Raw genomic sequence first — 21021 nt, forward strand, 5'->3', positions numbered from 1 at the left:
GAGGTCACGAGCAGGTGGCCGCGATCACGCGGCTACAGATGCTTGTAGACCTGGTCGAGCCCGATGCCCCGCGCCAGCATGAGGACCTGGACGTGGTAGAGCAGCTGCGAGATCTCCTCGGCAGCCCGGTCGGCCGACTCGTGCTCGGCCGCCATCCAGCTCTCGGCGGCCTCCTCCACGATCTTCTTGCCGATGGCATGGACACCGGCGTCCAGGGCTGCGACGGTCCCGGAGCCCGGAGGACGGGTCCGCGCCTTCTCTGCCAGCTCGGCGTACAGCTCTTCGAACGTCTTCATGATCTCTCTCGGATCGTCGGGCGTGCCCGTCCAGACTATCCGCCGCACGGCCGCATCCAGGTCAGTCCCGCCCGGGGCGCGCCGCATCCCCACCCTCCCCTTGGGGTGATCATGGGGACGACCCGGTTTGTGATCATGCACAGGCTCGGCGATCACCCTTGCGACCGGCGGAAACGCAAAACGTGATCATGCAGGGATTCTCCACCTGCATGATCACGTTCAGCGAATCGGCAGCTCAGGGCTGCGAAACACGAATTCGCGCATGATCACAAACCGTGAACGGCCTGCTCAGAACTTCATCGCCCGAACCTGTGCATGATCACCATCAAGAACGGAGCAGCTCAGCGGCCCAGTTCCCGAGTCCCTGCATGATCACGGCGAGGGGGGCGGCGGTCGCCACGGAATCCGCCACGCTCACCACGAGCTCCGCCGTGATCGCCACGGGATGTCCCGCGGTCGCCGCGGGGCTCCTCACGGCGCTCGACCGGCCGGTCGTCGCGCCGCTCCCCGCGGCCCTCCGACGGCCTGTCGCGGAACCGGCCGCGGATCTCGCTCACGGTGCCGGCCGACTCGTCCCGCCGCCGCGGCGGCCTGGACTCACCGGAACGACCGTCCCTGCGGTCGCCGAACCGGCGCGAACGGCGGTCGCCGCCCGCGTGGTCCGGCTTGGGACGCAGCGGCTTGCGCACGTCCGGCTCCCACACGGGGATCGCCTCGCCGCTGGGACGGCGGGCGCCGGCGATCTCCGCCAGCACGGGGTCGCCGGGTGTCACCCGGTGCCGGGACGGGTTGATGCCCGCCCGGCGGGCCATCTGCTCGGTCGAGCGGCGCTCGTTCGGCATGACCAGCGTCAGGACGCTGCCCCGCTCGCCCGCCCGGGCCGTACGGCCGCCGCGGTGCAGGTAGCTCTTGTGGTCGGCCGGCGGGTCGACGTGCAGCACGAGGCTGACGTCGTCCACGTGGATGCCGCGGGCGGCCACGTCGGTGCAGACCAGGACCTTGATGTTGCCCTCGCGGAACTCGCTCAGGATCCGGGTCCGCTGGTTCTGCCGCTTGCCGCCGTGCAGGCCGCCGGCCCGGACTCCGACGCGGGCCAGCTGCTTCACGACCCGGTCGACGCCGTGCTGGGTCCGGACGAACAGGATCGTCCGGCCCTCCCGGCTGGCGATCTCGGCCGTCACGTCGACCTTGTCGTCCCGGTGGACCTGGACCAGATGGTGCTCCATGGTCTCGACCGACGAGGTCGCTGGGTCGAGGGAGTGGGTGATCGGGTCGGTGAGGAACGCCCGCACGAGCTTGTCGACGTCGCCGTCCAGCGTGGCGGAGAACAGCAGCCGCTGGCCGTGGGCGGGCGTCTTGGCGAGAATCGAGCTCACGACCGGGTAGAACCCGAGGTCGCACATGTGGTCGGCCTCGTCGAGGACGCTGACCTCGATGTCCTCAAGGGAGCACTCCCCCTGCTCCATGAGGTCGGTCAGCCGTCCGGGCGTGGCGACGATGATCTCGACGCCGCGGCGCAGCGCCTCGATCTGCCGGCCCATGGACATGCCGCCCACGACCGTCTTGATCCGCAGCGACAGGCCGCGGCCGAGCGGTTCGAGCGAGTCGGCCACCTGAAGGGCCAGCTCACGGGTGGGGACGAGGATGATGGCGCGGGGCCGCCTCGGGAGCGCCCGCTCGCCGGCGATCCGGGTCATGGTGGGCAGGCCGAAGGCGAGTGTCTTGCCGGAGCCGGTCTGGCCGCGGCCGAGGACGTCGCGACCGGCGAGGATGTCGGGAATGGCCGCGCGCTGAATGGGGAACGGCGCGGTGATGCCCTGCCGGGCCAGCCCCGCCACGAGCGGCTTGGGCAACCCGAGCTGGGCGAAGTCGGCCGTCGCCTCCTCGGTGTCGAGGTTCGCGGGCAGGCCGGGGTCGAGCATGGTCACGAAAGCGTGCCTTTCGTCGAAGGTGACGTGTCGGAACACGGGGCGCGTCACTTCTGCGAAAGGACGTGCCATGGCAAGCACGGCGGTGCCGTGCCTCGATCAGGACGTGAGGGAGCGAATCCCACTCGGCGGAACTCCGGGAGTTCTCTCCCGGGCGGACGTGACGTCCGGCTCTTCCGGTCATCAGTCCTCGGCACGCAGGGTCTCGTGCCGTTCGGCAGCGTCACGCGGTCGTCGCGTCTGGTGATCCAACGCTGCGATCTTTCCGCGAGTCTACCCTGGACAGGATCTACTCACGATCATCAGTGGTGCCGGCGTCCCCGCAGAAGTGCCGACTCTCTGCGAGAGCCGCACGGACGCCCGGTTCCGTTGCACCTGGCAGGGAGGCCACAAAAAGCAACGAAACCATCAGAAAAGCACCAACTACTCATTAGCTTACATCATTCCCGGAAGCCTCTGGGGACACGCGGATCTCCCGGGAACCCCGCCGGGCCGCCCGGCTCTCACCGGACGGCCGGACGGACGATCAGACGTTGAACCCCAGCATGCGCAGCTGGTCACGTCCCTCGTCGGTGATCTTGTCGGGACCCCACGGCGGCAGCCACACCCAGTTGATCACAACATTGGAGACCAGGTCGGCCAGAGCCGAGTTGGCCTGGTCCTCGATGACGTCGGTCAGCGGGCAGGCCGCGCTCGTCAGCGTCATGTCGATCGTCGCGATCGGGCGCTCGCCCTCACCCGCGGAGTCGAGGTTCAGCCCGTAGATCAGGCCGAGGTCGACGACGTTGATCCCGAGTTCGGGGTCCACGACGTCCTTCAGCGCCTCCATGACGTCGTCAGGGGAGGTATCCCCGTCGTACGCCGGAGCCGGGCTCGTCGGCGTCTCTGTCGGCTTGCTCACGTCGTCTCCTCACCTCGCGGCCCGCCCGCACCCCGTGCAGGGCCACCGCCTTCACAACCTTGGGGAACGCCCGCGCCCGCGCGCCACCCGCCTCGGGTGACGCGACCGGCGACGGTAGGGCAGGTCACGCCTGGCTCCTCACCAGGGCGTCCTTGTAGGCCATCCAGGCCAGCAGGGCGCACTTGACCCGGGCGGGGAACTTCGCCACGCCGGCGAAGGCCACCGCGTCGCCGAGCACGTCCTCGTCGGCCTCGACCTGACCACGGCCCTGCATCAGCCGGGTGAACTCGTCGACCACGGACAGGGTCTCCGCGACGGTCGACCCCGTGGTGAGCTCGTGCAGCACGGACGCCGCGGCCTGGCTGATCGAACAGCCCTGACCGTCGTAGGACACGTCGAGGACCTTGCCGCCGTCGCCCAGCTTGACCCGCATGGTGACCTCGTCACCACAGGTCGGGTTCACGTGGTGGACCTCGGCGTCGTACGGCTCTCGCAGCCCCCTGCCCTGAGGGTGCTTATAGTGCTCCAGGATCAGCTCCTGGTACATGCTTTCAGCGATCATGGTTCTAGCCGAACACCTTCTGCACGTGGTGGAGGCCGCGGACCAGTGCGTCGATCTCGGCCGTCGTGTTGTACAGGTAGAAAGACGCCCGCGTGGTCGCTGGAATTCCGAACCGGAGATGCAGCGGGCGGGCGCAGTGATGGCCTACCCGTACCGCGATGCCGTACACGTCGTCGAGGATCTGCCCCACGTCGTGCGGATGGATCCCCTCCAGCGTGAACGAGACCGTTCCGCCGCGGGCCACCACGGTGCGCGGCCCGATGATCCTGAGCCCGGGAATCTCCTGCAACGCCTCAAGTGCGTACCCGGTCAGTTCCTTCTCGTGCCGCTTGATCTCCTCCATGCCGATGGAGGTGAGGTAGTCCACCGCCGCGCCGAGGCCGACGGCCTCGACGATCGGGGGCGTGCCCGCCTCGAACTTGTGCGGCACCGGCGCGTAGGTCGAGTGGTCCATCCAGACCGCCTCGATCATCTCGCCGCCGCCCAGGAACGGCGGCATCGCGTCGAGCAGCTCCTTGCGGCCCCACAGGACGCCGATGCCGGAAGGCCCGACCATCTTGTGCCCGGTGAAGGCCACGAAGTCGACGCCGAGCTCGGCCACGTCGACCGGCTGGTGCGGCACCGACTGCGAGGCGTCGAGCATCATCAGCGCGCCGACCTCGCGGACCCTGGCCAGGATCGGCGACTCCGAGTTGACCGTGCCCAGCACGTTCGACTGGTGCACGATCGAGACGATCTTCGTTCGCTCGTTGACCAGCTCGTCGAGACGGTCGATGTCGAGACGGCCCTCGTCGGTCACGGGGAACCAGCGCAACGTCGCGCCGGTGCGCTGCGCGAGCAGCTGCCACGGAACGATGTTGGAGTGGTGCTCCATCTCGCTGATGACGATCTCGTCGCCGGGGCCGACCTTGAACCGCTCGTCGGTGTTGACCGGGTTGCCGAAGGCGTACGCCACGAGGTTGATGCTCTCGGAGGCGTTCTTGGTGAAGATCACCTCGTCGCGCGACGGCGCGCCGATGAAGGCGGCGATCTTGTCCCGGGCGCCCTCGTAGGCTTCGGTGGACTCGCTGCCCAGGGCGTGCAGGGCGCGGCCGACGTTGCCGTAGTGCTGCGCCAGGTGCTCACGCATGGTCTCGATGACCTGCGTGGGCTTCTGCGAGCTGTTTCCGGAGTCGAGATAGACCAGCGGGCGGCCGCCGGGCAGCTCACGGGACAGGATCGGGAAGTCCTTCCTGATCCTCTCCACGTCGAAGGGAGCCGCACCGTTCATCAGGCGGACGCCTTCGTGTACGCCTCGTAGCCCTCGTTCTCCAGCTTCTCCGCGAGCTCGGGGCCGCCCTCCTCCACGATCCGGCCGCCGGCGAAGACGTGGACGAAGTCCGGCTTCACGTACCGCAGGATGCGGGTGTAGTGGGTGATCAGCAGCACGCCGGTGTCGGCGCCCGCGCCCGCGCCCTCGCCCTCGCCGTCGAGACCGCGGAAGCGGTTGATGCCCTCGGAGACGACCCGCAGGGCGTCGACGTCGAGGCCGGAGTCGGTCTCGTCGAGGATGGCGATCTTCGGCTTGAGCAGCTCGAGCTGGAGGATCTCGTGCCGCTTCTTCTCACCACCGGAGAAGCCCTCGTTGGTGTTGCGCTGGGCGAACGCGGAGTCGATGGACAGCGCGTCCATGCCCGCCTTCAGGTCCTTGGCGAACTCGCGCAGCTTGGGCGCCTCGCCGCGGACCGCGGTGATCGCGGAACGCAGGAAGTTGGACACGCTGACGCCCGGCACCTCGACGGGGTACTGCATGGCCAGGAAGAGGCCGGCCCGGGCACGCTCGTCGACCTTCATCTCGAGCAGGTCCTCACCGTCGAGCAGGACCGTTCCGGACGTGATGGTGTATTTCGGATGACCCGCCAGCGCGTAGGCGAGGGTCGACTTGCCGGAGCCGTTGGGCCCCATGATGGCGTGGGTCTCTCCCGACCGGACGGTCAGGTCGACGCCGCGCAGGATCTCCTTGTCGCCGACGGCGACGTGCAGGTCACGAATCTCAAGGGTGGGCACTTGATTACTCCTTCGAGAGCGAGACGTACACGTCGTCGCCTTCGATCTTTACTCGGTAGACGTTCACGGGCTTGGTGGCGGGAGGGCCGGTGGGCTTTCCCGTCCGCAGGTCGAAGCAGGAGCCGTGCAGCCAGCACTCGAGGGTGTGGTCGTAGACCTCCCCCTCGCTGAGCTTGACCTCGGCGTGCGAGCAGACGTCGTGCAGGGCGAAGACCTCCTCGCCGGTGCGCACGATGGCCACCGGGACGTCGTCGACCTCCACGCCGAGGGCGCCCTCGTCGGGGATGTCGCCGACCCGGCAGACCTTCTCCCACTGCTCGCGGACCTCGGTCATCGCGTCAGCTCCGCCTCGACGGCGGCGAGGACGCGCGCGCGGATCTCCTCGACCTCGATCTTCTCGAGCAACTGGGCGAAGAATCCGTGGATGACCAGGCGGCGCGCCTCGTCGAACGGGATGCCCCTGGCCTGCAGGTAGAAGATGTGCTCGTCGTCGAGGCGGCCCGAGGCGGACGCGTGTCCGGCGCCGGCGACCTCTCCGGTGAGGATCTCCAGGTTGGGCACCGAGTCGGCGCGGGCGCCGTCGGTGAGGATGAGGTTCCGGTTGAGCTCGTAGGTGTCGGTGCCCTCGGCCTCGGCCCGGATGATCACATCGCCGATCCAGACCGCGTGGGCGTCCTCACCCTGCAGCGCGCCCTTGTAGGTCACGTTGCTGCGGCAGTTCGGAACCGTGTGCTCGACGAGGAGACGGTGCTCCAGGTGCTGCCCGGCGTCCACGAAGTAGAGCCCGGTCAGGTCGGCGTCGCCGCCCGGCGCGGTGTAGGCCACCGAGGGCGACAGCCGTACGAGGTCGCCTCCGAGCGTCACCACGAACGAGCGGAACGTCGCGTCCTTGGCGAGCTGGGCGTGGTGGTGCGAGACGTGGACGGCGTCGTCGTCCCAGTCCTGCAGGCTGACGACCTTCAGCGTCGCGCCGTCTCCGACGACGAACTCGACGTTGTCGGCGTACACCGCGCTGCCCCCGTGGTCCAGGACCACGACGGCCTCCGCCATCGCCTCGAGCCTGACCACGATGTGGCCGTACGCGGCTCCGCCGCCGGCGCCGCGAAGGGTGATCACCGTCGGCCGCGAGGCGACCACCTCGCGCGGGACGGTGATGACCGTCGCCTTCTCGAACGACGCGTAGGCCTGCGCGCTGATCCGGTCGGCGGGCACGTACGCCTTGCCGACCCGGGCGTCGTCGCGGCCCACGGTCTCGACGGTCACCTCGGGGGCGGCGTCGACGGTGACGTCGACGGTGCCCGAGGCGGCCGCCGTGCCGTTGTGCAGGCCCTTGAGACGGGAGAGCGGGGTGAACCGCCACTCCTCCTCACGGCCGGTCGGCACGGCGAAGTCGGCCACGTTGTACGACGACCGCTCGTGCAGCGTCGACAGCGGCTTGGTCTCCAGACCCATCAGCCGACGGCTCCTTCCATCTGCAGCTCGATCAGGCGGTTCAGCTCAAGCGCGTACTCCATCGGGAGTTCGCGGGCGATCGGCTCGACGAAGCCGCGGACGATCATCGCCATCGCCTCGTCCTCGTTCATGCCGCGGCTCATCAGGTAGAACAGCTGGTCCTCCGACACCTTCGAGACCGTGGCCTCGTGGCCCATCGACACGTCGTCCTCGCGGACGTCGACGTACGGGTAGGTGTCCGAGCGGCTGATCTGGTCGACGAGCAGGGCGTCGCACTTCACGGTCGACGCCGAGCCGGCCGCGCCCTCCTCGATCTGCACGAGACCGCGGTAGGACGTCCGGCCGCCGCCGCGCGCGACGGACTTGGAGATGATCGTCGAGGAGGTCTTCGGCGCGAGGTGCACCATCTTGGCGCCCGCGTCCTGGTGCTGGCCCTCACCGGCGAAGGCGACCGACAGGGTCTCGCCCTTGGCGTGCTCGCCCATGAGGTAGACCGCCGGGTACTTCATCGTGACCTTGGAGCCGATGTTGCCGTCGATCCACTCCATGGTCGCGCCCTCGTACGCCACGGCGCGCTTGGTGACCAGGTTGTAGACGTTGTTCGACCAGTTCTGGATGGTCGTGTAACGGCAGCGGGCGCCCTTCTTCACGATGATCTCGACGACCGCGGAGTGCAGCGAGTCGGACGAGTAGATCGGCGCGGTGCAGCCCTCGACGTAGTGGACGTAGGAGTTCTCGTCCACGATGATCAGGGTCCGCTCGAACTGGCCCATGTTCTCGGTGTTGATCCGGAAGTAGGCCTGCAGCGGGATCTCGACGTTCACGTTCGGCGGCACGTAGATGAACGAGCCGCCCGACCAGGTGGCGGTGTTCAGCGAGGCGAACTTGTTGTCGCCCACCGGGATCACCGAACCGAAGTACTCCTTGAAGAGCTCCTCGTGCTCCTTCAGGCCGGTGTCGGTGTCGACGAAGATGACACCCTTCTCCTCGAGGTCCTCACGGATCTTGTGATAGACGACCTCGGACTCGTACTGGGCCGCGACCCCGGCGATCAGGCGCTGCTTCTCCGCCTCCGGGATGCCGAGCTTGTCGTAGGTGCTCTTGATGTCGGCCGGCAGCTCGTCCCACGAGGCCGCCTGCTTCTCGGTCGAGCGCACGAAGTACTTGATGTTGTCGAAGTCGATGCCGGTGAGGTCGGAACCCCACGTGGGCATGGGCTTCTTACCGAACAGCCGAAGGCCCTTGAGGCGAAGGTCGAGCATCCACTCCGGCTCGTTCTTGAGCGCGGAGATGTCGCGGACGACCTCTTCGGACAGGCCACGCCGGGCCGCGGCTCCCGCCGCGTCCGAGTCGGCCCAGCCGAACTTGTAATTCCCGAGGCCTTCCAGCTCCGGGCGGTCGGTGACAGTCACCTGCCGGACTCCTTGCTCGTCGATGTGCTCGTTATCTGGGTTGGCGCCTGCCGTGCGGCCAGCGCGTGGGAACTCACATGGGTGGTGCAGACACCGTCGCCGTTCGCGATGGTGGCCAGTCTCTGCACCGGTGTGCCGAGCAGCTGCCCGAAGGCCTCCGTCTCGGCCTCGCACAACTGTGGGAACGCGGCGGCGACGTGCGCCACCGGGCAGTGGTGCTGGCAGAGCTGCTCCCCGCCCTGCCCCGTCTTCGTCGACGACGCCGCGTAGCCCTCGGCGGACAGCGCCTCGGCCAGCACGCGGACCCGCTGGTCGGCGGGCGCCTCGCGCATCAGCTGCTCGAGCCTGCTCACCAGGCCCGAGAACTGCGCCTGCGCGAACTCCGACACCGCCTCGCCGCCCAGCCGCTCGGCCAGGAAGCGCAATGCGCTGCCTGCGAGGTCGTCGTAGGCGTGCACGAAGGCGCTGCGACCGTCGTCGGTGATGGCGAACAGCTTGGCCGGCCTGCCTCTTCCCCGCTGGCCGCGCGGCCGGGCCGTACGGGGCTCGATCATGCCGTCGGCGAGCAGCGCGTCGAGGTGACGGCGGACCGCCGCGGGGGTGAGCCCGAGCCTCTCCCCCAGGGACGCCGCGGTCACCGGGCCGTGCTCCAGGATCAGCCTCGCGACCCGGGCACGCGTGCCGCGCTCGGCCGTGATCTGGGCGGACACACCGGGCCCCAGGTGCACGGCACTCCCCGCCCCCTCGTTCGCCTGCGGCGTACCGGGGGTGGAAGTATGGGGCTGCGTACGCGCGGAGGGCACCACGGAAGGCCGCGGCACCGCGGTCTCCTCGGTGTTCATCCTTCCAGGCACGTATTTCACAACATCAGTGTGCCGTAATTCCTTCCCGGACGACAAACCAAGGGAAAGACAAGAAGAATGCAATTTCTCACGCAGGTAAGGCTTACCTAACCTGCGAAGACGTACCGTGGAGGCCGTTCGCGGCCGCCCGCCCGTAGATCATCGGCGGGAGTGGTACGCGATCATAATGGGGCGGATGTCCACCGGCGGTGTCTCAGCCTTCGGCCGTGTTTCGGCCGCGGGACGGCCATCCCCCGGCCGGACCGGCCGTCTCGCTCCCTAGACTCGTTGGGAATCGGCACGGCCGGTTCGAATCGACGACCATGCGGGCGGACCGGTTTCCGGCCGGCCCCGATGGTTCATCTCGCTGAGGGGAGGCCCGTGACGTGCGGGCGGGTGGCAGCGCCTCTGGCGCCGGAGCGGCCGTCGAGATCAGTGGGCTGATCAAGCGGTACGGACGGACGACCGCCGTGGACGGCCTGACCATGGCCTGCGGACGCGGCGAGGTGACGGCGATCCTGGGCCCGAACGGCGCGGGCAAGACCTCCACCATCGAAATCTGCGAGGGATACCGCCGTCTCGACGCGGGAACGGTGCGCGTGCTGGGGCTCGACCCGGCCGACCCCACGCTGCGGCCACGCCTCGGCGTGATGCCCCAGGCCGGAGGAGTCCCTCCCGCCGCCCGGGCCGGCGAGTGGCTCCGGGTGGTCTCCCGCTTCTACGCCCACCCCCTCGATCCCGGGGCCCTCCTCGACCTCCTGGGTCTCACCGAACACGCGCGCACGCCGTACAGGCGGCTGTCCGGCGGGCAGCAGCAGCGGCTCTCGCTCGCGGCGGCCGTCATCGGACGGCCGGAACTGGTCTTCCTCGACGAGCCGACGGCCGGCCTCGACCCGCAGGCGCGGCACGCGTGCTGGGACGTGGTGACGGGGCTCCGCGACGCGGGCGTGTCCGTCGTGCTGACCACCCATCACATGGACGAGGCGGAGAAGCTGTCCGACCACGTGGTGGTCATCGATCACGGACGGGTGGTCGCCGAGGGCAGCCCCGCGACGCTGACGGGGGCGGAACGCCAGCTCCGCTTCCGCGCGCGGCCCGGTCTCAACCTCGACGAGCTGCTCAGCGCGCTGCCGCCCGGGAGCGCGGCCAAGGAGTCGCCCGCGGGGCACTACATCATCGAGGGCCAGGTCGGGCCCCAACTGCTGGCCACGGTCACCGCCTGGTGCGCCACGGAGGGCGTCACCGCCGAGGACCTGAGCATCGAGCGCCGCACGCTGGAGGACGTCTTCCTCGAACTGACCGGCAGGGAGCTGCGATGACGACGCTCGACTTCAGCCCCAGGCCCGGGGCCGCGCCGCTGCCCCGGATGGTCCTCGCCCAGGCGGGCGCCGAGGCCCGGGCGATGCTCCGCAACGGCGAGCAACTGCTGCTCACGCTGATCATCCCCGTCCTGCTTCTGGTGGGCTTCTCCCAGGCCGCGCTGATCGACGTCGACGGGTCCCGGATCGGCTTCATCACCCCTGGAATCCTCGCGCTCGCCGTGATGTCCACCGCCTTCACCGGGCAGGCCATCGCGACCGGGTTCGAGCGGCGGTACGGCGTGCTGAAGCGGCTCGGCGCGACTCCCCTGTCCAGAGCGGGGCTGCTGCTCGCCAAGACCTGTGCGGTCGTCGCGGTGGAGATCGTGCAGGTCGTGGTGATCGGCGCCGTCGCCCTGGCCCTGGGATGGTCGCCGCACGGCGACCCGCTGTGGGTGATCCTGCTGGTCCTGCTCGGGACGGCGGCGTTCAGCGGGCTCGCCCTGCTCATGGCGGGGACGCTCCGGGCCGAGGCCACCCTGGCGGGGGCGAACCTCGTCTACCTCGTGCTGCTCGGGCTCGGCGGCGTCGTGTTCCCGCTCACCAAGTTCCCCGAGGGCATCCAGCCCGTCCTGGAGCTGCTGCCGATCACGGCACTCACGCAGGGCATGCGGTCGGTGCTCGAGAACGGCGCGGGCTTCCCCACGGGTCCCGTGATCGTCCTGCTCTGCTGGACCGTGGCCGGCCTGGGACTGGCCGCCCGCACGTTCCGCTGGGAGTAGTCCCTCCTTCATCGCATGATCACGGGTGGCGTCTGCCCAGGTCAGGGCGGGCCCTCTCGAACCCGTGCATGATCACGCTCGATGTCCGCCCAGGTGGGAGCGTACGTCGCCGAATGTGTGCATGATCACACCCGGTGTGGTCGGGGTGGGCGATTCGGGGTCTGGCATAGTGCTGGTTGTCCATTTTTGGGCGGTAAATCATTCTTCCTGGCTCGGGAGTTGCCCGCATGACCGCTGATTCCCTGTCCGGGGCCCCCGAGCCGTACCGGATGAGGGCGGCGAGGGCGCTGCGCACGACGTCGGACGCGATCCCGCCCTCCGGGCTGGTGCTCCTGGCGATCCTGTCGGTCCAGGTCGGCGCCGGCCTGGCCAAGAACCTGTTCGACCAGCTTGCCCCGTCCGCCGTGGTGTTCCTCAGGATCGCCATCGGCGCGGTCATCCTGCTCGCCATCGCCCGGCCCAAGGTGCGCGGGCTGACCCGGCGTGACCTCGGCGTCGCCGTCGCCTTCGGGGTCAGTCTCGGCCTGATGAACCTCTCGTTCTACGAGGCGCTCGCCCGCCTGCCCATCGGGATCGCGGTCGCCATCGAGTTCATCGGCCCGCTCACCCTCGCCGTGGTCTCCTCCCGCCGCCTCCTCGACCTGGTCTGGGTCGCCCTGGCCGCGGCGGGTGTGATCCTTCTCGCACCCTGGAGCCAGGACGGCGGCGCGAACTGGGCGGGCATCGGCTTCGGCGTGCTCGCCGGCGCCTTCTGGGCCGGCTACATCGTCCTGTCGTCGGCCACCGGCGCCAGGTTCCCCGGCGCCAGCGGGCTGTCCTTCGCCCTGATCGTGGCCACGATCGTCACCACGCCCATCGGCGTCGCCTCGGGCGGGACCGGCCTGCTCGATCCCCACATCCTGCTCGTGGGCGCCGGGGTCGGCCTGTTGTCGTCCGCCATCCCCTACACGCTCGAACTCGAGGCGCTGCGGCGGATGCCGAAGCAGGTCTTCGGCATCCTGATGAGCCTGGAGCCCGCCGTCGCCGCGCTGGTCGGGCTCTTCGTCCTCGGCGAGGTGCTGAAGGTCCACGAGTGGGCCGCGATCGGCTGCGTCGTCGCGGCGTCGATCGGCGCCACCCGGGCCCGGTCCTGACATCTCCGTAACCCGAAATCAATTCAGATCCCCTTGCTATAGGAGGATCAGGGTCGAAGGGGACACCACCCCCCGCGCCGCCTACGATGATTGCCGTGACCCGCCTAGTTGACCGGCTTCGCCCTCATGCGATCGCCTTCTATCGCTCGTTCTGGTTCTCCACCGCCGCCACGATGCGGCGCTGGGCCCTGGCGGCGGTCGTGGTCAACGCGGGCATCGCCGTCACCGGCGCCGCAGTGCGGCTGACCGGATCAGGCCTCGGCTGCCCCACCTGGCCGCGCTGCACTCCGGACAGCTTCGTCCCGGTCCCGCACGACGACCACTCCCCCATCAACATGGCCATCGAGTTCGGCAACCGCCTGATCACCTTCCTGGTGCTCGCCGTCGCGATCGGCTGCTTCCTGGCCGCCGTACGGCTCGCGCGGCCCGGCGGAGACGGGGCCCGCCCGGTCCTCGTACGGCTGGCCGCGCTCCAGCCGATCGGGGTCGTCGTCCAGGCGCTCTGGGGCGGCGTGGTGGTCCGCACGCTGCTCAATCCTGTGACGGTCAGTGTGCACTTCATCCTGTCGATCGGCATGATCGCCGCGGCGTTCACCCTGTACGCCCGATCCGGCGAGGGCGACGCGCGACCGCATCGGCTGGTCCACCGGGACATCAGGACGCTGGGCTTCTTCCTCACCGCCGCGGTGTTCGTCCTGATCGTCGTCGGCGTCGTGGTCACCGGCACCGGCCCCCACTCGGGCGACGAGAGGGCCTCACGCTTCGACTTCGACATCGAGAGCATGGTGCGGTTGCACACCGACGTCGTCTGGATCGTGGTCGGGCTGACGTTCGCGCTGCTGTTCGCGCTCCACGTGACCGACTCGCCGGGCCGCGCCAGACGGGGTGCGCTGGTGCTTCTGGGCGTCGAACTGGCCCAGGGCGTGATCGGCTACATCCAGTACTTCCTGGCCGTCCCCGCCCTCATGGTGGGCCTGCACGTGCTGGGCGCGACCCTGGTGTGGATCGCGACCCTGCGCGTGGTGTTCCTCATGCGATCGCGTGGGACGCTGGACGCGCCCGCGCCCGACCGGGCTCTCCCCCACGCCGCGAACGCCTGACCCACCACAAATGATCCGCCTGCCACGCCCCCCGTGGTCTCGCGCGACGCAGCGCACGGCCTTCCAGATCGTCGTGGTCCTGAGCCTGCTCTCGCTGGCCCCCATCACCTGGGCCTGGCTGGACAGCGCGCCCCATCGGGTGGTCGCGCGCCCCGGCGCGGACTGGATCGACTCGGTGCCCGTGATGCCCGCGGCGCTCGTGCTCGGAGCGGGCATCGGCGGCGACAGGCCGACACCGATGTTGCGCAGCCGGCTTGACCTGGCGGCCCGGCTCTACCAGACCGGCAAGATCAGGGCGATCCTCGTGTCAGGCGACAACAGCCGGGCCGGATACGACGAGCCGACCGTGATGCGCGACTACCTCGTCACCCGGGGGATCCCGGTCACGAAGATCGCCCTGGACTACGCCGGGTTCGACACCTGGGACTCCTGTGTCCGGGCCAACAAGATCTTCGGCGCGACCCGCCTCATCGTGGTGACCCAGGAGTTCCATCTCCCCCGGGCGGTGGCGCTGTGCCGTACGGCGGGGATGGAGACGTTCGGCGTGGGCGACGACTCGAGCCGCGACTGGCCGCTGGAGACGGCCGTGTACGCCGCCAGGGAGATCCCCGCGGCCGCCAAGGCGCTGCTGAACAGCCTGGTCCTGAACTCCTCGCCCCGGTTCCTCGGTCCCCGCGAGAGCGCCCTGGACGACGCGCTCGCGCGCTGAGCGGTCAGAATCCGGGCGGGCCCGACCCGTGGCCGCCGTGGTCGTATCCGGGCGGAGACGAAGAGGTGCCGCCGGGACCGTAGCCCGGGGGGCCGTATCCCGATCCGGGACCGCCTGGCGGGAATCCGCCGGGACCGTACCCGGGGGTCCTCGGCGGTTGCCCGGGAGGGGGTTGCCCGGGAGCGGGCGCGCCCGGCGCGTAACCGGGTGGCGGCACTCCCTTCGCCGCTCTGGCCTGGTGCCGCTCGGGCATCGGGAACGACAGGCGGGCGTAAGCCATCAGGTCGGCGAGTGAGCGCTGGGTGCCCCGGAACGACTCCTCGTCGACGCCGCCGCGGGCCGCGCGCTCATGGAGCAGGCCGAGCTCGGTGGCGGCCAGCTGGTAGTCGCTCATGGCCCGGGCGCCGGCCTTGCCGCCGAGCGCCCTGGCCCAGGTTCGCGCGTGCCTGCGCCGCCGCAGCGACGACAACATGTAGATGTCCGCCTGGTTGACCAGGCCGTTGTGCTCGTACGGCGGCAGGTAGTGGTTGATCAGCCCGACGATGCGCTTCCTGTCCCTGACGATCACCGTGATCTCGATCACCAGGATGACCATCAGGATCAGGTAGGCGATCGCGAGCCCGCCGAACCCGCCGAAGGAGGCGAAGCCGTTCCAGATGCCGTGCAGGGCCATGGCCCCGATCCATCCGGCGATGATCATGATGGTCGCGGGCGCGCCCCTGCGGTTGGCCGCGTACGCCACCGAGATTCCGATCAGCGACGTGAACAGGGGATGCGCGAACGGGGAGAGCACCCCGCGCAGCACCAGCGTGGCGGCCAGCCCCTGGGGGCCGTTCTGGTCCAGCGCGGCCAGGTAGTAGCTGACGTTCTCCGACATCGCGAAGCCGAGGCCGACCATGCTCGCGTAGATGATGCCGTCGGTCGGTCCGTCCAGCTCCTGCCGCCGGAACCGGAGTAACCCCAGGAGGACCAGGCCCTTGAGCGTCTCCTCGACCGGCGGCGCGCCGAACGTGGCGACCAGGTTCCGCGCGCTGGTCGTGTCGCCGAGTTGGCGCTCTAAATAGAGCAGGTTGAGCGAGTTGAGGATGCCGGCGAGCAGGACGGCGATGCCCGCGCCCCACGCGAACGCGAAGATCAGCGTGGTTCGCGGCTCCGGTTCCATGCGGTCCAGGGCGAGCACGCCCGCGAGCAGCAGCGGAACGGGTGCGACCGCGAGCCCGAGGGCGAGGGTGAACTGGACCGGATCACCGTTCAGGATGTCGAAGGAGAACGACACCAGGGCACAGATCCCCGCGATTACCAGGCCGATGATCAGGCCTGCCGATGGGCGGTCCTTCAGCACCGCGCGGGGATCAAGGCTCGCCATTCCGCGACTGTAACCGAACACGCACGTCCTGTCCCCTCCGGCCCCCGGGAGATCCCCGCATCGGGAAGCCATGCCTTTCCACGAAACGGGTGGACAGCAGACCTCACGCGCAGCCCACGCCCCGGGGCGCCGCGATATTTTCGCCAGCGCGATGTCGGGTTCGAGCAGGTGGGGATGATGGGCGAGGCACCTCAGGACGGCCTCGGCAGGCGCCGGTTCCTCCTGGTGGCGGGCGCCGCGGCCGTCGCGGGATCCGTGGGCGGGTGCGCCGGCCCACGAGCGCCCGTCCCCGGCCCCCCGGCCCCCTCGCCGACCGCGTCCGCCGCACCCACCGTGCCACCGGCTCTGCCGCTGGATCCGCCTCCCCTGCCCGAACGGCTCCTTCCCGGCGACCCCGGCTGGCGGCTCACCTCGTACGGCCTGGCGGGCGCCGTCGACGGCTACTGCGACAAGGTGAGTGTGCTCCCCGGAGAGCCGGTCGGCCTCCACGTGTCGACCGTCGCCGAGGGTTTCCGCGTCACCGCGTATCGGATGGGCTGGTACGGCGGAGCCCTCGCACGCAGGGTCTGGAGATCCGGCTGGATCCGCGGCCGGGTGCACGCCCCCGCCGGCCTGGACCCGCTCACCCGGACCGTCACCGCCGCGTGGCCGCGATCCGCCACCGTGCCCACGGACGGCTGGCCCGAGGGCGCCTACCTCCTGCGCCTGGACGCCGCCGGCGGGGCCCAGCGGTACGTCCCCCTGATCATCCGCTCGGCGAGCGTGGCCGGGAAGATCCTGCTGGTCCACGCCGCCGCCACCTGGCAGGCCTACAACGGCTGGGGAGGCCGCAGCCTCTATCTCGGCGAGGGCGGCCGCTACGACGCCCGCTCGCTGGCCGTCAGCTTCGACCGTCCGTACGACCGGACGGGCATGGCGAAGTTCCTCGTCCACGAACGGGCCGTCGTGGCGCTGGCCGAGCGGCTGGGCGTCGACCTCGCGTACACCACCGGGGTCGACCTCGACCGCCATCAGGCCCTGGCGGGCGCCAGGGCGGTCTTCTTCCTCGGCCACGACGAGTACTGGACGCCCGAGATGCGCCGTCGAGTCACGACCGCGAGGGACGCCGGCACGAACCTCGCGTTCCTCGGGGCCAACACGTGTTACCGCCGCGTCCGGCTGGAGAGGGACGGCCGCCGGATGGTCTGCTACAAGACGGACGCAGGCCTCGATCCCGTGTACGCCGTGAACCCGGAACTGGTGACGGCGGACTTCCGGGCCGAGCCGATGCCCGATCCCGAGTCGTCGCTCGTCGGCGTCTACTACGACGGCTTCCCCGTGGACGCGCCCTATGTGGTCACCGCCCCGGATCACTGGCTGTTCGCGGGCACGGGAGCCGTGTACGGCGACGCGTTCCCCCATCTGGTGGGCGTGGAGTACGACCGGGTGAACCCGGGCGTGCCGACCCCGCGGCCGCTGGAGATCCTCTCCCACTCGCCCCTGATGTGCGGGAGGAGGCCGAGTTTCGCCGACTCGGCCTACTACACCGCGCCGAGCGGGGCCGGGGTCTTCGCCTCGGGGACGATGCGATGGGCGGAGGCGCTGATGGCCGGCACCCGCGACAGTCCCGTGGCGCACGGCATGGACCGGCGGACGCGGTGCTTCGTCACGACGGTGACGGAGAACCTGCTGCGATCCTTCGCGCGCGGGCCGGCGGGAGATCTCGAACCGGCCCCGCGGGACAACGTCGCCGACCTGTACGGCTGAGCCGTGCGGAGCCGCCTTCCTGAGCCGTGCGGAACCCGCCGGCCCGCGGAACCCGCCGCGCCGCCGCCTGGACGCCCGGCGGGAACCGGATGGTCAGACGAGCAGCGCGTCGACCGCGACGGCGAGGAAGAGCAGGGCCAGGTAGATGTTCGACCAGTGGAAGAACCGCATCGGCCGCAGGTCGACGCCCGTCTTGCCGGCGTTCAGCCGGCCGAGCAGGCGGTACACCTCCCACAGGCACCCGGCACCGAGGACCAGGGCCACCGCCGGATAGAGCAGAGTGGTCTTCGCCACAGGCCACAGCAGCAGCGAGCACAGCACGGTCGCCCACGTGTAGGCGATGGTCTGCCGCACGACCTGGCGTTCGGTGGCCACGACGGGCAACATCGGCACGTGGGCGGCCGCGTAGTCCTCGCGGTAGCGCATGGCGAGGGTCCACGTGTGCGGCGGCGTCCAGAAGAAGACGACGCCGAACAGCACCAGAGGCGCCCAGGACAGGCCGCCGGTGATCCCGGACCAGCCGATCAGCACCGGCATGCAGCCCGCGATGCCGCCCCACACGATGTTCTGCGACGTCCGCCGCTTGAGGATCATCGAGTAGACGAAGACGTAGAACAGGATCGCCGCCAGGGAGAGCCCCGCGGCCACCCAGTTCACCGTGAGGCCGAGGCCGAGGGTGGACAGGACGCCGAGGACGATGCCGAAGATCAGCGCGCCCCGCGGGGTGACGTCGGCCTTGGCGAGCGGCCTGCGGCGCGTGCGCCGCATGGTCTTGTCGATGTCCCTGTCGATGTAGCAGTTCAGGACGTTCGCACTGCCCGCCGAGAGCGTGCCGAAGACCATCGTCGCCGTGGCCGTCCACAGCGGGGGCAGACCCCGCGCCGCGAGGAACATCACCGGCAGGGTCGTGATCAGGAGCAGCTCGATGATCCGGGGCTTGGTGAGCGCCACGTACGCCTTGATGACCGCCCCGAGGGTACGGGTGGTCGTGGCGGCGGCGGCCGTCGCGGCGGTTCCCGGCGGGGCCATCGTTTGCTTGTTCGTCAGCAGCGTCAAGGCGCTTCCAACACATGCGGGGTCAACGCGTAACCTCTGATTAGAGCGGATCTCCGGGCAGCACCCCGGCAGTTGAGCAATCACTGTAGTCGGGGAGACCGGTGGTCCAGGAACTGGGGCCGAAACCCCACCTCGACCCGACACCCGGAGGCCTCGCTGCTCAGGTGCCCCGCGGCCGACCGAGGGGCTGCCGAACGGCACCACAGCTGACCCACTAGGGTCCCCGTGTGGGCGGGATCGCCACAACCAGCGCCAATGACAAGAGGGGAATCGAGCAGTTGAGCAGCGAAAGCCTTGAGTGGAGCGACCTGGATCGGCAGGCTGTCGACGTGGTCCGCGCCTTGGCGATGGACGCGGTGGAGAAGGCGGGCTCGGGCCACCCCGGCACCGCGATGAGCCTCGCCCCCGCCGCCTATCTTCTTTTCCAGCGAGTCATGCGCCACGACCCGTCCGACCCGCAGTGGGCCGGTCGTGACAGGTTCGTCCTGTCCGCCGGGCACAGCAGCCTGACCCTTTACATCCAGCTGTACCTGTCGGGCTACGGCCTGACGCTCGACGACCTGAAGTCCCTGCGCCAGTGGGGCAGCCTGACCCCGGGTCACCCCGAGCACGGTCACACCGCCGGAGTTGAGACGACCACCGGGCCGCTCGGGCAGGGCTTCGGCAACGCCGTGGGCATGGCGATGGCCGCCCGCCGCGAGCGCGGCCTGTTCGACCCGGACGCCCCCGCGACCGAGTCGCCGTTCGACCACCACATCTGGTGCATCGCCTCCGAGGGCGACATCGAGGAGGGCATCAACCACGAGGTCGCCTCGATCGCCGGCCACCAGCGGCTCGGCAACCTCGCGGTGATCTTCGACGCCAACCAGATCTCGATCGAGGACGACACCGACATCGCCCTGTCCGAGGACGTCCTCAAGCGCTACGAGGCGTACGGCTGGCACGTCCAGAACGTCGACTGGCTGAAGACCGGCGACTACGACGAGGACGTCCCCGCGCTGTACGCGGCGCTCGAGGCGGCCCGCGCGGAGACCGGCAAGCCGTCGATCATCAGGCTGCGCACGATCATCGGCTGGCCCGCGCCGAACAAGCAGAACACCGGCAAGATCCACGGCTCCGCGCTCGGCGCGGCCGAGGTGGCCGCCACCAAGCAGGTCATGGGCATGGACCCGGACAAGCACTTCGACGTCCCCGCCGAGGTGCTCGAGCACGCCCGCGAGGTCGTCGCCAGGGGCCGCGAGGCCCACGCCGGCTGGGAGAAGGGCTACCAGAGCTGGCGTGAGAACAGCCCCGAGCGTGCCGAGCTGTTCGACCGGATCTCCCACCGCAAGCTGCCCGCCGGCTGGGACAAGGCGCTGCCGGCCTTCGAGGTGGGCTCCTCCGTCGCCACGCGCAAGGCGTCCGGCGAGGTGCTGAACGCGCTGGCGCCGGTCCTCCCCGAGCTCTGGGGCGGTTCCGCCGACCTGGCCGAGTCCAACAACACCACGATGAAGGGCGAGCCCTCCTTCATCCCCTCGGACCGGCAGACCAAGGAGTTCCCCGGCAACCCCTACGGCCGCACGCTGCACTTCGGCATCCGCGAGCACGGGATGGGCGCCATCCTCAACGGCATCGCGCTGCACAACGGCACGCGCCCCTACGGCGGCACGTTCCTGGTCTTCAGCGACTACATGCGCCCCGCCGTACGGCTGGCCGCGCTGATGAAGCTGCCGGTGACCTACGTCTGGACGCACGACTCGATCGGCCTCGGCGAGGACGGCCCGACCCACCAGCCCATCGAGCACCTGTGGGCGCTGCGCGCGATCCCCGGCCTCGACGTGGTGCGCCCGGCCGACGCCAACGAGACCGCCGCGGCGTGGAAGGTGATCCTGGAGCACGACGACCGCCCCGCGGCCCTCGCGCTCACCCGGCAGAACCTCCCGGTCTACGAGGGCACCGCCGACGCGGACAAGGTCGCGCGGGGTGGGTACGTCCTCCAGGACGCCTCCAACGGGCAGCCTGAGGTCGTCCTGATCGCCACCGGCAGCGAGGTCGAGATCGCCGTCGAGGCCCGGGGCGTCCTCGAGTCCGAGGGCATCGCTACGCGCGTCGTCTCGATGCCGTGCGTCGAGTGGTTCCAGGAACAGGACGACGCCTACCGGCAGACCGTTCTGCCTCCGGCGGTCCGCGCAAGGGCGGCCGTCGAAGCGGGAATCTCGCTGGGCTGGCGCGAGTTCGTCGGTGATGCGGGGGAAGTGCTCAGTTTGGAGCACTTCGGCGCATCCGCGCCGTACAAGACGATTTACGAGCAGTTCGGCCTGACCGCCGAGCGACTGGTGGCCGCCGCCAAGGCCAGCCTGGCCAAGACCGGGGCTGACAAGGGCGAGACGACCGGAAACTGAGGGATGAGACA

The 21021-nt window shown here is 69.9% G+C and carries 19 protein-coding genes; 7 read left to right on the plus strand and 12 right to left on the minus strand.

All coding sequences use genetic code 11. The annotated features are described in order from the left end of the window. Nucleotides 1-32 precede the first annotated feature (32 nt). The 10 genes from Pka01_RS29430 to Pka01_RS29475 all read right to left on the minus strand — a co-directional run bounded on the left by Pka01_RS29430 (nt 33) and on the right by Pka01_RS29475 (nt 9460). The gene (locus Pka01_RS29430) at nt 33-296 is read right to left on the minus strand and encodes a phosphoribosyl-ATP diphosphatase (protein WP_203886168.1); all 264 of its coding nucleotides are present in this window, start codon (nt 294-296) and stop codon (nt 33-35) included. Between the two features lie 341 nt (nt 297-637). Continuing rightward, on the minus strand, nt 638-2263 hold the full coding sequence (locus Pka01_RS29435; protein WP_308442296.1) for a DEAD/DEAH box helicase: 1626 nt from the start codon (nt 2261-2263) through the stop codon (nt 638-640). 487 nt (nt 2264-2750) lie between these two features. Further along, nucleotides 2751-3125, minus strand: a complete 375-nt coding sequence (locus Pka01_RS29440; RefSeq protein WP_239115523.1) for a metal-sulfur cluster assembly factor — start codon at nt 3123-3125, stop codon at nt 2751-2753. A gap of 124 nt (nt 3126-3249) precedes the next feature. Then, entirely contained in the window at nt 3250-3687 is a 438-nt protein-coding gene (gene sufU / locus Pka01_RS29445; RefSeq protein WP_203886169.1) for a Fe-S cluster assembly sulfur transfer protein SufU, read from the minus strand. A 4-nt stretch (nt 3688-3691) separates the two neighbouring features. Further along, a complete protein-coding gene (locus Pka01_RS29450) occupies nt 3692-4957 on the minus strand; it encodes a cysteine desulfurase (RefSeq protein WP_203886170.1) in 1266 nt (421 codons plus the stop codon). Further along, entirely contained in the window at nt 4957-5733 is a 777-nt protein-coding gene (gene sufC, locus Pka01_RS29455; RefSeq protein WP_203886171.1) for a Fe-S cluster assembly ATPase SufC, read from the minus strand. Before sufC ends, Pka01_RS29450 begins: the two co-directional genes overlap by 1 nt. Before the next feature lie 4 nt (nt 5734-5737). Further along, nucleotides 5738-6067, minus strand: coding sequence for a non-heme iron oxygenase ferredoxin subunit (locus Pka01_RS29460; protein WP_203886172.1), 330 nt, complete (start codon nt 6065-6067; stop codon nt 5738-5740). After that, a complete protein-coding gene (sufD, locus tag Pka01_RS29465; RefSeq protein ID WP_203886173.1) occupies nt 6064-7185 on the minus strand; it encodes a Fe-S cluster assembly protein SufD in 1122 nt (373 codons plus the stop codon). Before sufD ends, Pka01_RS29460 begins: the two co-directional genes overlap by 4 nt. Further along, nucleotides 7185-8597 carry a Fe-S cluster assembly protein SufB gene (gene sufB, locus Pka01_RS29470; protein WP_203886174.1) on the minus strand — a complete coding sequence of 471 codons (1413 nt, stop codon included), beginning with the start codon at nt 8595-8597 and terminating at the stop codon, nt 7185-7187. The genes sufD and sufB overlap by 1 nt, the downstream gene beginning before the upstream one ends. Further along, nucleotides 8594-9460, minus strand: coding sequence for a helix-turn-helix transcriptional regulator (locus tag Pka01_RS29475; RefSeq protein ID WP_239115524.1), 867 nt, complete (start codon nt 9458-9460; stop codon nt 8594-8596). The genes sufB and Pka01_RS29475 overlap by 4 nt, the downstream gene beginning before the upstream one ends. A 365-nt stretch (nt 9461-9825) precedes the next feature. Between Pka01_RS29475 and Pka01_RS29480 the strand changes: the two genes are divergently transcribed. The 5 genes from Pka01_RS29480 (at nt 9826) to Pka01_RS29500 (ending at nt 14461) form a co-directional block, all read left to right on the plus strand. Beyond that, the gene (locus tag Pka01_RS29480; protein ID WP_203886175.1) at nt 9826-10758 is read left to right on the plus strand and encodes an ABC transporter ATP-binding protein; all 933 of its coding nucleotides are present in this window, start codon (nt 9826-9828) and stop codon (nt 10756-10758) included. After that, entirely contained in the window at nt 10755-11519 is a 765-nt protein-coding gene (locus tag Pka01_RS29485) for an ABC transporter permease (protein ID WP_203886176.1), read from the plus strand. The genes Pka01_RS29480 and Pka01_RS29485 overlap by 4 nt, the downstream gene beginning before the upstream one ends. Before the next feature lie 227 nt (nt 11520-11746). Next, complete coding sequence (locus tag Pka01_RS29490) at nt 11747-12652, plus strand: EamA family transporter (protein WP_203886177.1); 906 nt, start codon at nt 11747-11749, stop codon at nt 12650-12652. A gap of 95 nt (nt 12653-12747) precedes the next feature. Then, nucleotides 12748-13752, plus strand: coding sequence for a COX15/CtaA family protein (locus Pka01_RS29495; RefSeq protein WP_373318192.1), 1005 nt, complete (start codon nt 12748-12750; stop codon nt 13750-13752). Nucleotides 13753-13762: 10 nt separating this feature from the next. Then, nucleotides 13763-14461: a SanA/YdcF family protein gene (locus Pka01_RS29500; RefSeq protein WP_203886179.1), complete on the plus strand. Its 699-nt coding sequence runs from the start codon at nt 13763-13765 to the stop codon at nt 14459-14461. Between the two features lie 4 nt (nt 14462-14465). On the opposite strand, the gene Pka01_RS29505 is transcribed toward Pka01_RS29500, so the two are convergent. Then, on the minus strand, nt 14466-15827 hold the full coding sequence (locus Pka01_RS29505; RefSeq protein ID WP_203886180.1) for a PrsW family intramembrane metalloprotease: 1362 nt from the start codon (nt 15825-15827) through the stop codon (nt 14466-14468). Between the two features lie 177 nt (nt 15828-16004). Between Pka01_RS29505 and Pka01_RS29510 the strand changes: the two genes are divergently transcribed. Beyond that, nucleotides 16005-17573: a N,N-dimethylformamidase beta subunit family domain-containing protein gene (locus Pka01_RS29510; RefSeq protein WP_203886181.1), complete on the plus strand. Its 1569-nt coding sequence runs from the start codon at nt 16005-16007 to the stop codon at nt 17571-17573. A gap of 93 nt (nt 17574-17666) precedes the next feature. Here the strand turns inward: Pka01_RS29510 and Pka01_RS29515 are convergent, their stop codons facing one another. Continuing rightward, nucleotides 17667-18629, minus strand: coding sequence for a heme o synthase (locus tag Pka01_RS29515; protein WP_373318193.1), 963 nt, complete (start codon nt 18627-18629; stop codon nt 17667-17669). A 347-nt stretch (nt 18630-18976) separates the two neighbouring features. Between Pka01_RS29515 and tkt the strand changes: the two genes are divergently transcribed. Continuing rightward, complete coding sequence (tkt, locus tag Pka01_RS29520; protein ID WP_373318195.1) at nt 18977-21010, plus strand: transketolase; 2034 nt, start codon at nt 18977-18979, stop codon at nt 21008-21010. Nucleotides 21011-21021: the final 11 nt, after the last annotated feature.

The organism is Planotetraspora kaengkrachanensis (genome assembly GCF_016862895.1).
Lineage (GTDB): Bacteria > Actinomycetota > Actinomycetes > Streptosporangiales > Streptosporangiaceae > Planotetraspora > Planotetraspora kaengkrachanensis.

Excerpts from the sequence above, each read along its gene's own strand:
- Pka01_RS29485 (WP_203886176.1), top strand. The coding sequence starts at position 10,755 with ATGACGACGCTCGACTTCAGCCCCAGGCCCGGGGCCGCGCCGCTGCCC.
- Pka01_RS29450 (WP_203886170.1), bottom strand. The coding sequence starts at position 4,957 with ATGAACGGTGCGGCTCCCTTCGACGTGGAGAGGATCAGGAAGGACTTC.
- sufD (WP_203886173.1), bottom strand. The coding sequence starts at position 7,185 with ATGGGTCTGGAGACCAAGCCGCTGTCGACGCTGCACGAGCGGTCGTCG.
- Pka01_RS29460 (WP_203886172.1), bottom strand. The coding sequence starts at position 6,067 with ATGACCGAGGTCCGCGAGCAGTGGGAGAAGGTCTGCCGGGTCGGCGAC.
- sufU (WP_203886169.1), bottom strand. The coding sequence starts at position 3,687 with ATGATCGCTGAAAGCATGTACCAGGAGCTGATCCTGGAGCACTATAAG.
- Pka01_RS29505 (WP_203886180.1), bottom strand. The coding sequence starts at position 15,827 with ATGGCGAGCCTTGATCCCCGCGCGGTGCTGAAGGACCGCCCATCGGCA.
- Pka01_RS29500 (WP_203886179.1), top strand. The coding sequence starts at position 13,763 with ATGATCCGCCTGCCACGCCCCCCGTGGTCTCGCGCGACGCAGCGCACG.
- Pka01_RS29510 (WP_203886181.1), top strand. The coding sequence starts at position 16,005 with ATGGGCGAGGCACCTCAGGACGGCCTCGGCAGGCGCCGGTTCCTCCTG.
- Pka01_RS29490 (WP_203886177.1), top strand. The coding sequence starts at position 11,747 with ATGACCGCTGATTCCCTGTCCGGGGCCCCCGAGCCGTACCGGATGAGG.
- Pka01_RS29430 (WP_203886168.1), bottom strand. The coding sequence starts at position 296 with ATGAAGACGTTCGAAGAGCTGTACGCCGAGCTGGCAGAGAAGGCGCGG.
- tkt (WP_373318195.1), top strand. The coding sequence starts at position 18,977 with ATGGACGCGGTGGAGAAGGCGGGCTCGGGCCACCCCGGCACCGCGATG.